Origin of the sequence: Epilithonimonas sp., from assembly GCF_032054305.1 — a bacterium.
Classification (GTDB): Bacteria; Bacteroidota; Bacteroidia; order Flavobacteriales; family Weeksellaceae; genus Epilithonimonas.
In genome coordinates, this window is the sequence record NZ_DAMBSX010000007.1 from 1 (window position 1) to 13,298 (window position 13,298).

General features: G+C 37.9%; 8 protein-coding genes. 2 read left to right on the forward strand and 6 right to left on the reverse strand.

Features of this window, described 5'->3' with window-relative positions:
- Positions 1-228: hypothetical protein (locus RTX21_RS15440; protein WP_312768984.1), on the forward strand; the 228-nt coding region annotated here is incomplete at its 5' end.
- Positions 229-449: 221 nt separating this feature from the next.
- Here the strand turns inward: RTX21_RS15440 and RTX21_RS15445 are convergent.
- The 6 genes from RTX21_RS15445 to RTX21_RS15470 all read right to left on the reverse strand — a co-directional run bounded on the left by RTX21_RS15445 (position 450) and on the right by RTX21_RS15470 (position 11,941).
- Positions 450-4,385 (reverse strand): DUF6443 domain-containing protein, encoded by a 3,936-nt coding sequence (locus RTX21_RS15445; protein ID WP_312768986.1) that lies wholly within the window; start codon positions 4,383-4,385, stop codon positions 450-452.
- Positions 4,386-4,405: 20 nt separating this feature from the next.
- On the reverse strand, positions 4,406-5,323 hold the full coding sequence (locus tag RTX21_RS15450; protein WP_312768988.1) for a hypothetical protein: 918 nt from the start codon (positions 5,321-5,323) through the stop codon (positions 4,406-4,408).
- Between the two features lie 13 nt (positions 5,324-5,336).
- Positions 5,337-8,594 (reverse strand): hypothetical protein, encoded by a 3,258-nt coding sequence (locus tag RTX21_RS15455; protein ID WP_312768989.1) that lies wholly within the window; start codon positions 8,592-8,594, stop codon positions 5,337-5,339.
- On the reverse strand, positions 8,594-10,243 hold the full coding sequence (locus tag RTX21_RS15460) for a T9SS type A sorting domain-containing protein (RefSeq protein ID WP_312768990.1): 1,650 nt from the start codon (positions 10,241-10,243) through the stop codon (positions 8,594-8,596). Before RTX21_RS15460 ends, RTX21_RS15455 begins: the two co-directional genes overlap by 1 nt.
- Positions 10,244-10,615: 372 nt before the next feature.
- Entirely contained in the window at positions 10,616-11,257 is a 642-nt protein-coding gene (locus tag RTX21_RS15465) for a DUF6266 family protein (protein WP_312768991.1), read from the reverse strand.
- Positions 11,258-11,680: 423 nt separating this feature from the next.
- Positions 11,681-11,941, reverse strand: coding sequence for a helix-turn-helix domain-containing protein (locus RTX21_RS15470; RefSeq protein WP_312768993.1), 261 nt, complete (start codon positions 11,939-11,941; stop codon positions 11,681-11,683).
- A 643-nt stretch (positions 11,942-12,584) separates the two neighbouring features.
- On the opposite strand from RTX21_RS15470, the gene RTX21_RS15475 reads away from it, so the two are divergent.
- Positions 12,585-12,875, forward strand: coding sequence for a GIY-YIG nuclease family protein (locus RTX21_RS15475; protein ID WP_312768994.1), 291 nt, complete (start codon positions 12,585-12,587; stop codon positions 12,873-12,875).
- Positions 12,876-13,298 lie beyond the last annotated feature (423 nt).

Sequence of the window (13,298 nt, forward strand, 5' to 3'; positions counted from 1 at the left end):
ACTCTTAAAGTTAAAGAGTATAAGAATCGTGTCCTAACAAAGTTAGCAACTCCACTACCAGCATATTCCATAGCTTCGTCAGCAACTTCTTCTGCCAACTCTTTCGCTCCTCTTTTAAGAAGTGATTTTCCTGCAAGCTTTAATAATGAGCCAGAACCTGGTATTTTTATTTCGGAATTAACGGATTATATTAATCCGTTTATTTTATATCATTGTCGAATTTTATGAATATCTCACCTAATGAATAATCCAATTCCAAGCTATCAATGATGGTATGAGACAATAATCCTTTTTGCTCTAATCTATTTTCAAATGAATACTGATTAAGTAATTCCAAAAGTTTAATAAGAGATGTTTGATCATGTTCACAAATATCTATTTTATTCAAATTTTCTTTTATTAGATTTGTTAATTTTTTTTTTCTCTCAATAAAGATTTCCCTATTCATTTTATTTAGTTAAATTATTTAAATTATTAATATACATTTGATAGCTTCCTCCTCTGTATATTCCTCCTTGAGAAGCCGCCCGACCAAAGATATATGTACTCCCTGGAGTAATCTGGAACTGTGATATGGCAGACATATTATTCCAACTTGGAGGTAATGCTAATCCTGCTCTATTAGTATAATTTGTAAAGGTTGGAAATAAATATCTACCACTTTGATTAGCATTTCCTCCATAAAATCTCAATCCAAATGTTGCATTATCAGCATTACGTAAAGAAATTGTTTCTATTTGAAAGCTTTCTAAGATTTGTTTTCTATAGGCTCTTGGTACTCCTTGTTCTTGAAGATATTTGGAGGCATCTCTAACTCCTTCATATGAACTCCTTTCCAAAACTTCTTCAGCAACCTCTCCAGCCAACTCTTTTGCCCCTCTTTTAAGAAGTGATTTTCCTGCAAGTTTTAGTAATGAACCAGAACCTGGTGCCACAAAGGTCATCCCCAAGCTTGTCGCTCCCATTGCTGCTTTAAGATAATCCCCATCTCTTACTCCCTCGTACATATCCCTTACATCTCCAATAGGAGTCATTCCTATTGCAAAGTCTCCAACAGCTTCCCAGTCTATATTAATATCCGGCAGAGAAAGTCCAGCACTCTTATCCTCCAAAGGTGTATAAGAATAAACCGTTACGCCTTCTATTTCGTTTACTTTGTCCTCATAATTTTGTATTGCTAAATTGTGCTGATAATCAGGATCAGCTTTAAAATCATATCCGCTCCAATCAAGATCTGCCCTTTCCAACCCTTCCAATTCTCTGCCATCTATCATTCTGTTCTCTGAGAAATTGTAATGTGACTGGTAGGCATATTTCTCGCTCAAAGGATCTACATTAAAGAATCTCCCCATTGAAGGATCATAGTTCCTCCATTTGAAGCTGTAGAAGCCCGTCTCTTGTAGCTCCTGCTCCTGGAACTTGTAGTTATAAGGTATCGATATCGGGTCATAAAGCGTGACGCTTGGCAGCTTATGGTTAAGGCCCAGCGGGTAATAGTCATTGGTATCCTTTCCCTCGATGGCATTGGTGAGCTTGTTCCTGGAGAAGCTTACCCTGTTGTTGCCCACCTGGTCCTTGTACTGGTAAATATACGTTTTGTTCACATAATCATAAAACCCTTCCGCAGTCGGGAAGAACTGGAGCTCCATAGTGACATCTCCACCAATTGGACCTAATTGCCCTGCGAACTCACGTTCCTCAGATTCAAAAACTTCGGTCTGACCTGCCTTTATAGCTTTCACGACCGAGGGGTCATCGCTTTCCATGGCCGTTTTCAATCCTGGGGTGAGAGGTGATACATATTGGAACCCATCCAGATATTCTGTGATTATAAATTCCGGACCTGTCACGTACCTGAACTTCTTATAAAGCTTTGTACCATCTGACCTGTATACATTCTGGGTGTTGACAACCTCATTTTGAAATGTCTCATCATAATTCCGTATCAGCGTAGGAAGGTTCAAAATATTGTAGACAATAGGTTGGGTGATGGTCTTGTCCGGCATCATCGTCATATTGCCATTGTCATCATACGCATTGATCCCACCGTTGCCGTAGTAACCGCTCTCATTCTGTGTATGGTCAATGATCTTGAACAACCGGTTCGTGGCGTTCACACCGTCTTTATAGAAATATTCCAGCTCATCTATCTTTGCCGGCACATTAAATCTGCCGACCAATCCAAAGCGGTCCAGTTTTGTGATATTCCCATTCTTGTCATACTCCATACTCTCGTTATAGGTATCGGGGGTTATGACATTGGTACCTATCTTCCGATACTTGCTTTCCCTGAGCCTGTCAAGCTCATCATATTTGTAATAATACTTTCTGAGCTCAGTATTGTTGGCATACTTCCATTGGACCTCTGTTATATTGCCATTATATTTCCTGTAACCGGTATCCGGGTTGTCCGAGGTCTGCTCAGGGTCCTGATAGTGGATCTTATAGGCGAAAAGATCGTTTCCTATATTAGCTACATCATTGATCTCCTTGAGCCATCCCCTGATATTGTACCTGTAATCGATCTTCTGGAGATCATTGCCTACTTTTTTGTTCTTGAGCTGACCTATCCTGTCGTACTCATTCTCCGTAAGCAGCTCTTCCGGCTCACTGCCCACCTGATGGTAGTGCTTCACCAGGTATTGTTGCGGCGAATATTCGAAACGTTCCTTTATGTTGATTTCAGTAGCATTGACATTCCGTTTATGGCTGGTGTAGGTTTCCAATACTTTCCCACCGAAATCCAGTACACTTTCCACGTTGGTATATCCGTTCAGGTGATTGGTTGTGTAAGTTCCTATAGGTCTGGATTCCAGGTCATAGAACATATAGGTCTTTGTCCAGCGGCTGTCCTCTATATTTCTCAAAAAGCTGGCCGTAGGCAATCCCTTTGTGCTGATCTTGGCATCGCCATTATATTCCGACGCCGCATAGGCATTGGTCAAAACCTTTTGATTCCTGATGTAGGAAGGGATGGATGGCGGCGGTGACAGAGTTGGGTAAGTGTCGTAATAATTAACAGACAGCAAGGAGGATATTGTCGTAGGATAACTCACGTTGGTATAATGCAGTGCAAAAGCCAATACAGTTAATCCTGCACCTTCTGTCGGACCTTTCCTTGTTTCATTTGTTATGGCCTGTGTATCCAAAGAGGACTGGATATCCTTTCTGCTTCTGTTGTCATTGGTAATGCCGGTATATACTACCCTACCGAGACCATCATATTTTGTAAAGATCCAGGAATCCTGCGACGTACCGGATTTTCCCTGTCTCAGATTGATATCCTGATACAATACCGGCCTGTCATGCTTGTTATAAACAATGTATTCCCATTCTTTGCCCGGCAATTTTTTTTCTACCAGCCTGTTTTTGTGATCGTACTTGTATTGATAACAGAGATTGCCTAGAATCGTGGAAAGTGTTTTTCCACCATCTATCTCTTCGACGGCTAGAGGTGGAATAACATATGAGAGCTGGTCATACTCATTATAAATATAATAGGTATCTATATTACCATTGGCAGCAGTGTACCTTCTCTGTAGAATGGTCTGCCCTTTTCTATTTGTAAAAGTTGTGACCTCATTATTATCTTCATCTTTCACCTTGTTTTTGAAAAGCTCATTGTTTGCGTACACCGCATTGGTAATAAATGTGGTGGTGGCAACATTATCCGTCCAAGAGGTCGTTGTGATAAAATTTTTGACATTGTCGTTGATATTGGTATCATAGACATAGGTCTGCGGTTTATTCTGCCAGGCACTTCCGGGAGCTGTCCGCCCCATAACTCTATTTAGAGGAGAATCATCCAGGATGGTATGGCTGAACGGCGAGGAGTCATTGATGCCATTAGGGTCTCCATAAAAATTATTGGCAGAGGTTTGGACATTAGATCGTATGTTACCGTTACCTGTCGTCATCGGTGCCGGGAGCCAGGAATCTACCTGTCTGCCATACGGATCATACGGAATATCCTGAGCCAGGTCTTCTCCGAATGGAGATGATTTGATCGCTATATTCTGCTTCGGTCTTCCCAAACCGTCAAAATATGTGATGCTCTGAACCTGAGGTGCGCTTGCATTACTTTCTGTTATGGGTATCAGATAATTCCTTGTATAAACATAATTATGCCCTAAGTTGGCATTTGTATTACCAATTGTATTGGAGGGTGGAACTGTTTCTGTCTGTGGATTTCCTATCTTGGCTATGAATTGTGTCGGATTGCCATTATAGCTCCCATCATTTGAATTGGCGTGAAAGCCCGGCAACATACGGATGCTGTTCCCATCAACCACAGTCTGCGGTGCAGAATAGCCATTGAGTATCTTCTGGGAAAAACCTGAGATACTCCAGGCCAATCCCATTATGACAAGTATCTTCTTTTGCATAAGATGACTTTTGATAATTATTAGTTTTTAGTTTTTTCAAGTCTTTCAACTCTTTCCAATAGAGACTGTACCTGTTGATTTTCCTGTTTCAAAGTCTCATTTTCTGTCCTTAAATTTTTAAGTTCTTCCGATTGACAGTTTAATCTCTTATGCTGTTCAATTGAATACAGCGTTAACTCTTCGATCTTCTGAAGCAATTTTATTTGAAACTCACCAATATTTACCCCGTCCCTTTCCATTTCTTTAGCCGAAGCTATCTCAGGTAAATGCTTCTTTTCTTTGATGTGTTTCTCAACATCTTCCAGTTTTGGCAGGTTGTAATCTTCTTCAAACACAAAGTCGGCAGTAGGGCTTTGGCTGACCTTGACTTCTTTGGCTTCCATTCTTCCAGAAGCCGCTATGTTACCATCGTTGAAAACGATCTGTTTAGGCCAGTCCCAGCCACTGTCATCTGCTTTTCTAGGCACAAGGAACATATTTGTGATATCCCCTGCTGTGGCGAACATCCATTTCTTATCAATCCTATTACCTGCCTGATAGTTCATCGCACTAAGAGCTATGGTCTCTAGAACATCTAATTTTGCGGAAGGATCAGAAACACCAATTCCTACATTGCCTGTATTTCTTATGGTCAACAATCGGTTCTCGTCCACCGAACCTCCGTGTGAAATTGTCAGATCATTACTTATTCCATTTGTTGTACTGATATGGAACCAGCTTCCAGAGTTGGGAATGAATGTCACCGAGGACCTGTTCTGATAATTGATAAAGGTCTTCTGGGTGTTATCTGTACCTATATCCAATTTTGACACAGGATTAGGAATCCCTATCCCTATATTGGCCGTAGTTGAAGTGCTTACTAATCCCCAAGGAGTATATAACTGAGCCTGTGCAATGGTAATTATCAGTACCAATGCTGTTGATATTATTTTTTTCATAGTTCTTAATTTTTTATTGTTTGTAATTGTATTTATTTTCTTGCAAGATCCTTCCGTTTATATCCTTTATCTCGATCAATCTATTGGCAGAATCATACTTGTAATTTTGCCTGATTCCATTGGTCGGTGTTATTGAGGTGATACCTATAAGTGGATCATATGTATAAGTCGTAACCTGATAATTCGACAATCCAGGGTTGGATCTAAAAAGATCTAATCCTTTTATTAAAGCTTTTTCTGTATCAAGGTCTTTATCTAAAATGGATTTTTTGACAATATCAAGCTGAAGATAGGCCTGATTGTCATTTGGGTCTTTGCCAAATGCGGTCATGACCTGGTCATAGGTTGCGCCAGAGATAGTTGCTATTGGATAGTTTTGGTTATATCCATAGATATAGGTTGTAGAAATACCTCCTTTTGTGGATTGTAACAGATTACCTTTGTTGTCATAGCGGTCAAAAATAGCATCAATACTCTCACCTTGGCCTAAATCTGTTATTATACGTTTAGGTTTGAATAAATTTGATGTATAGCTATCAGAATTATATTCAGACCTCATTCTATTTTTGTAACCATATGGTCTATCAAATTCATCCAAAACATCGTAACCATTAAATGAGTAAGATCCAATAACTTTATTTTTAAGATTAAGGTTAAGGATCGTACTAGACAAATTATCGAAAAATAGATTCGCAGTTCCATTAACATACCCATCTGCTTCAATATTATAACTATGAGTCATAGGCATTGAATGTCTGTTAAGAGCATATCTTATCTTTAAAACATCAGTCTTCGAAGATCCTGTTGTGAAAAAAGAATTTACTTCCTTTTCATAAGGAACAAGAATTGAGTAAGAATTAACAAAATATATGCTTCCTTGAGTTACAAATTTATCCGGATAGGGAAAATACTCATAACTATATTGAGCATTATGATATGTAATTATTGGTTTAATAAAATTACTTCCTGCTGAGAAATTATCGTAACGTGGTGCTAACAGTTGATAATCTGTTTTTTCTTCTCTTACTATATTACCGTTTTCATTTTTATAAATACGTTTTCTTTCATTAGACAATTGGGATAGGTCAAAATAATTGTTGTATCTTAATCCATAAGCCGAATTAGTATATAAAAATTCTGAAAAATTATGTTGAGTTTCTACATTCGAAACATTAATATTTGGAAACGGCATATATTTAGAGTTAGCAAATGTTGTAAGGCCTTTATCAATAAATTCAATAATTTCCTTCCCACTGCCATTTCTTACTTTTTCGACCCTCTTATATCGGATAGGTGCTTCAGAAGGCATGTCATAAACTTTGAATAACATATCATAGTGATTAGACTGGAAATTTGGCAAGCCATTATAATGTGAAACGATAGCCTGATAATCTTCATCAAAATAAGATTCAAATAGTTGTGCTAAAGGATATCCAATGAAAGGTGGATAAATCATTTCTCCCGAACTTGTATTATCATCATTAATATAATTATAAGTTGTTACATCTTGTACTGTATTATTTTCATCTTTCAATGTGGTACTTTTGACTCTTAATCCACTCCCTAATTGAGTACTATTCTTTATTACAAAATCATTTAATTCGTATACATACTCTTGTTTACCACCAGTAGGATATTCAATACTTTTTAAAATACCTGTTGTAGCATACTCTATATTAGGGAGTCTTGAATAAGGTGAATAATAAGGTAAATTTCCAAAATTAATTACATGCTTGTTTGTTCCATTACTGTTAATATCAAAAGGCAGTAGTGACCATTCTTTTGAATCAGGATAATAATAAATATTATCTTGCATATTAGTAGTATTATCACTTCCTATGCTTCCATTGAAAAAGCCTCCATAATCGAATGATTTGGATGTAATGTTTGGGAGAGGATGAGTTTCATCATAGACAAATTTATACTCTCCCTTCCCCACTTCTTCAACACTTGTCAATTTTAGTCTTTCTGTACAATTACCAAAATTGGGAGAGGAATTTTGACACGCAAATCTATCGTAATGAAAATTGAATTTCTTAATTAAATTATCATTCTTATCATATAACTGTATTGAAGTTATGATATTTTCATCAAAATTTGATTTATCATTATCATAATCATATAAAATATATCCGCCTGAAAATGATATTTTTTTCACAGATAAGTTTTTCTGATATATTTTTTCGTTAAACACATCATAATACGAATGGCTCTGAGGAGCATTTTGAAGACCATTAGGATTCATTTTATGGAAGGTAGAACTTATGAATCCTTTAGTTAGTAATGCTCCATTATAATTAGAAGCATCCTCATCTGGAAATAGCTTATCATAATAATAACCTTTCCTTATACCAAATACCAAAGCTCCAATATAAGCTTTTGAATAAAATCCTGAAAAAATATCTCTTGAAATATAAGAAGTGTTTCGTCCAAAACTTTTGCCCTCAACATATTCAAATTCAACTTTTTTGTTATTTAATTTATCCGTAATCTTTGATACAAACCAATTGGATACATATGGTACATATGCATAAGCAGGAGTAGGGGGTTGAGTGGAAAGATCGCGTTCGCCAACATATGAACTTGCAACATTATAATCTGAAAAATTATACTCTAATCCATTTTCATCTTTTATGTCAAAACTGTAGAAATCTTTAATTTTATAATCTACATAAGAAAGAAGGGAATCTTTTTTTGGATTAACAATTATTGATGACCTACTTAATAATTTGTAGTCAGATTCATCTTCGAAAAAAAATGTGTTTTTCCCATTTGCTAAATAAGCATTATAAATATCAGGAACCATATCAATACTTAGTCTTCTTTGACCAATATTGACAAAATCATAGTTAATATTCTTTTTTTTCTTTTTAAAATATCCTACTCTATTATTTAGTATGGTACCATATTGATAATCATCTAAATCATGAGCATCCCTAATTTCCCTTGATATAAAGAAACTAGAGATTGACCATCCTAACCCTACATTGGATTCGACTTGATTAACTTTAATTCCTTGAGAATTATATGATAAATAAATGGGTACACTAATATTTCCTTCCTTAATTTCAAAAAGAGGAATCTTAATATTTGCCGTGCCAAATGCTTCATTGATATTCGTACTGGTCACCCTTTCAAACTCGCCAGCAGAAGGACTAGTGATATTAAAATGCTCATTAATATTGTCTTTATATATATTATTGTAAAGTCCTTGTCCAAAAGTTAGACAATAAAAGGCTACAAAAAAATATATTTGTAAGATATTTCTCATTATTCTTTAATAATTTTAGTCGTTAGTTTTTTGTTTTGTTGGGTTGGGACATTGGCTTTGATGATATAAACCCCCTGTGGTAATTTTCTAGTGTCAATCTTTGTGATTTTATTTTTAGTAGTGGTGCTCTGTATCACCTTACCAGTCATATCATACAGATAGATATCAGCACTCTCGAAGTCCAATCCTATCTCCACATAACAGTAATCCTTCACAGGATTCGGGTAGATTTGAATCGTTTTATTCTCCATCAAATCTTCTACATCGCTATCCAATAATTTTACAATCTTCCAATTCTCCTTACCTAATTCCTTCGCGCTTGTTCCGGCAAGTACATATGAGCCGTCTCTATTCAGTAATGCTGATATTAATCGTTCTTCATTCTTCTTATCTTTTCCTTCAACATATTTTCTCCATACTTCCTTTCCATTCTTATCGATATACAACATCCAAAATGTCTCGTCATTTTTTTCAACCTTGCCTTCACTCTGTGTGTATCCTCCGACTAAAAATCCTTTGGTCTCAGAATCGGAATTTTTGATGGCATTAAGACTCATCAAAACATCCCGGTTCCTGAAGTTGTAAGACTGCTGCCACTGCTCATTGCCATCATCGTCCAACGCCAGCACCCAAAGGTCTGTTCCTTCTTCCAATTTCGCCCTCTTGTTCCCCGAGGCCTCACTACGGCTCTCACCGCCAATAATATAGCCCGAGTCCGTCAATGCCATCGTCCTTATATGGTCATCCTCACTGCCTCCGAAGTTCTTTTCCCATTGAATCTGGTTGTTCCTATCCAGCTTTACGATCCAGTAATCACCTTCGCCTTGGTTCTCTGTAATCTTAGAGTAAAAGTTTGTAGGAATTTCAGTTGTTGTCATGCTGGGCGGAGTCGAAGCACCTACATCTGCCGAACCTCTTTCATTAATTTTTATTTGTTCATTACCAATAGCACCACTGCGGGAATAGATTCCGAGTAATACACCACCGTCTTTCGTGGCAATCACTTTCTCAACCTCATCCAGACCCTTGCCACCCAAGATGAGATGAGCGATGACCTTTCCCGTCTTGTCAAGTTTGGTCACAAGGACATCCTTGGAACCATAACCCAGCTTAGGGTGGTTCGTGGAACCAGCTATCACATAGCCCTCATCGGTGGTCTGTGTCACACTCCTGGCCTCCTCGCTGTATCTTGTTCCAATGGTTTTCTGCCACTGCTCATCACCATTTTCGTCGATCTTGATGACCCAGATGTCGGATGAACCGTTGGACCTTTCTTTCTTATCTAATGCCAATGACGAATACGATGTGCCTGCTAACAAAAAGCCGCCTTCTTTGGTAGAAACCGTGGCGCTGAGGTAATCATGGTGATTACCTGAGAAATACTTCTCCCAGACCTTCTGACCCTGCTGGTCCAGCTTGAGGACATGGTAGTCGTAACCTCTATTGGCAGATGGTTGTCCGTTGTTGGTTGCCGGATTTTGATCGGTTTGGATTGATGAGCCGGATACCAGGTATTGCCCGTCTATTGTGGTAACTAGTCCCGAAAGGAAGTCCTGTGTCCCGGATTCCAAATTCTTTTGCCAGCTTATCTTCTGGCCATGGACATGGCATAGGGCGAGAATCCCCACGCTAATGCTGAGTCTTTTCATGATCTGAGTTTTATATTATTAGTTGTTGTTCATGATGCAATGGTAGCATCTTACTACGACAAAACTTGTCGCTTTTTATTTATTTTGCAAATTTAACATTTTTAACGATTTTTCACCCTTTTATTTCATCTTTTCTAAAAATAAATCTTCAAAACGACAGAACTTGACATATTTTTCTCAAACCAGACCAGGCCGATTTATTTTTGACCATCTACAAAATGTAGGAATCTAAGAAAGAAAAAAATTAAGGATAATTCTTTTATCAAAAGTAATTGCTTCATATGAAGTTATCTTACACTTCTATTAATTTTAGCAAAGCGTATATGGATATAAGGCTATAAAAAATCCACCCTTGCGGGTGGATCTGATCATTCATATCACGGGGTGTTGCCCCAGATAGAAACTGGTGGATGCCGAGGTTTGCTTCTCATTGTTCAGGAAAACATAAACCTCCATCGTCTTACCGATGCAATAGTTAGGGAGTGTGACATCCGCCATCAGGTCGGACCGCATCACGATGCCCCCAAAGATCTCAAAGTTCTTCAGTTCCGCACAGTAGCATACGATACTGACCTGATCCATCGGAGCAGCATTACCCTGTGTGCTGTTGTCCTCCCACTCCAAGTGCAGCACACCACCTACCTGCGTAGTAAGAACAGCATTCTGAAACCCGGTAAGGTCACCTTTGGTAATAAGCACCTTGTTATAGATCAGTTCCGGAAGGTCTTTTACCACCTCAATAGCCTCGTTGATGGTATAGGACACGGCCAGATTGACCCTGGACCTCACACCACTTCCTGCCCCAAAGTACTGCGACTGGATGTTTTTGACCGGCTGGAGAAAGGTGATGGCCAATTTGAACTTCAGCTGTTGTGTCAATTGCTTATCGGTTGGATTTCTTTTGGAAACTTTCGGACGACTTCTGATGATGTCCTTGCCACGCCAGTTGGCGCCCACCACTGTTCCTACCTTGCCTGAGAATCCACCAAGGATCCCTTTGTTTAATGTTGCCATAATATTTATTTTTTTGATTTGTTGGGACGAAGGTATAGCAGAAAACAGCAGCTTGTACACCCTTGATCGGTTTTGACCGGTTCTGACTGATTTTGACCTGGTATCTGCTGTATTTCTTCGGGAACGCTTCGGGTCTTCTTCGGCAACGCTTCGGAAAAAAGATGTTTTTTCCGAACAACTGTCGAAGGATCATCGAAGAATCCCGGAACTTGAACACAAGGGCACAACACATGGTAGTCTTTGATATTCTAAAAATTTAAGGTATAAAGATTGACACTGCCCTTTATGATTTTTAAATATAAAGGGTACGTTGAGGTCATTCGGCTTCGCTCAGGATGACAGTGTGATCACATAAAGATATCTCTCGCAGATCTTAAAGATTGCACAGATCATTTTAAATACAAAGCTGTCTGTGTGGACTTATTATTTCAGCAGGTCTTCTATAGATCTCCGGGAATAATAATATTTACCGCCCAGTTTGATGTATTTGATCTTTTTATTACGCCTTAACCTATAGATAGAGCTATCACTGAGGTTATAGAGCTGTTTTAGGTCGGCACTGTCCAATAGGTCTTTGGAAGGACTTTTAGGGCCAAAGTTATCCAGGCGATTGAGAATCTCATAAAGCAAAACAATAGATAGATCTTCACCCGAATCGGATGATCTGAAGTGTGCTTTCATCATTTTTAGTTTTTAGGATATAATATAATTCCTTATAAAACGAAAATAATATTGATTATATTCTATAATTAAATAAAATTTTACCATTTTACACTATTTTTTATCAAGTAGCAGAAATTAAATATTTAATTAGAAGTGAAAGCCTGTTCCCTCGTCAGTTCGAGTAGCGGAATGAAGTGGAGCGTATCGAGAACTTCGGCTTATGAAACACAACCGTTCTCGATACAATTTTTTCTTCGCTTTGCTACGAAAAATCACTCGAACTGACGGAGAACCAAACTTCTTATCTGTTAAACGTCAGTTCGAGTAGCGCAATGAAATGGAGCATATCGAGAACCTCGACTTATGAAATACAACTGTTCTCGATACAATTTTTCTCCGCTTTTTCTACGAAAAATCACTCGAACTGACGTGCTATCACCCTACCAAAATACAATCGCATCGTCAGTTCGAGTAGCGGAATGAAATGGAGCGTATCGAGAGCCTCGGCTTATGAAATATAACTGTTCTCGATACAATTTTTCTCCGCCCTTGCTACGAAAAATCACTCGAACTGACGAGAGCTCAACAGTTCTAAATCCAAATAGGTTTTAAAAAAATATTAAGAACACCAATTATTTATTATATTTAATAAAATCTTATAATCATGCTTTTATCTTATGTCTATATTTTAGAATGTTCCGACGGCACTTATTACACAGGAGTTACAGAAAATGTCTATAAACGGCTTGATGAACACCAAGATGGTAAACACTTTGGTTCTTATACATTTAGCAGAAGGCCTCTGCAATTAGTTTATTTTTGTCAATTTATGGATATTGAGCAAGCCATTGTTTTTGAAAAGAAAATCAAAAAATGGTCAAAGGCAAAGAAACTAGCATTAATAGAAGGTCGTTTCAGTGATTTACCTAACCTTGCTAAGAAGAAGTTTAAGTAATAATGAACTTCTTAATATAATTTGTTGTTCAACCATGATTATAATCGTCAGTTCGAGTAGCGTAATGAAATGGAGCGTATCGAACCTCGTCTTATGAAATACAACTGTTCTCGATAAAATTTTCTACGCTTTGCTCCGAAAAGCCACTCGAACTGACGGAGAATCAAACTTCTCATCTGTTAAACGTCAGTTCGAGTAGCGGAATGAAATGGAGCGTATCGAGAGCCTCGGCTTATGAAATATAACTGTTCTCGATACAATTTTTCTCCGCCCCTGCTACGAAAAATCACTCGAACTGACGTAGAACCAAACTTCTCATCTGTTAAACGTCAGTTCGAGTAGCGGAATAAAGTGGAGCGTATCGAGAACCTCGGCTTATGAAATATAACTGTTCTCGATACAATTTTTCTCCGCCCCTGCTAC

Excerpts from the sequence above, each read along its gene's own strand:
- RTX21_RS15470 (WP_312768993.1), bottom strand. The coding sequence starts at position 11,941 with ATGATGAAAGCACACTTCAGATCATCCGATTCGGGTGAAGATCTATCT.
- RTX21_RS15450 (WP_312768988.1), bottom strand. The coding sequence starts at position 5,323 with ATGAAAAAAATAATATCAACAGCATTGGTACTGATAATTACCATTGCA.
- RTX21_RS15465 (WP_312768991.1), bottom strand. The coding sequence starts at position 11,257 with ATGGCAACATTAAACAAAGGGATCCTTGGTGGATTCTCAGGCAAGGTA.
- RTX21_RS15460 (WP_312768990.1), bottom strand. The coding sequence starts at position 10,243 with ATGAAAAGACTCAGCATTAGCGTGGGGATTCTCGCCCTATGCCATGTC.
- RTX21_RS15445 (WP_312768986.1), bottom strand. The coding sequence starts at position 4,385 with ATGCAAAAGAAGATACTTGTCATAATGGGATTGGCCTGGAGTATCTCA.
- RTX21_RS15455 (WP_312768989.1), bottom strand. The coding sequence starts at position 8,594 with ATGAGAAATATCTTACAAATATATTTTTTTGTAGCCTTTTATTGTCTA.
- RTX21_RS15475 (WP_312768994.1), top strand. The coding sequence starts at position 12,585 with ATGCTTTTATCTTATGTCTATATTTTAGAATGTTCCGACGGCACTTAT.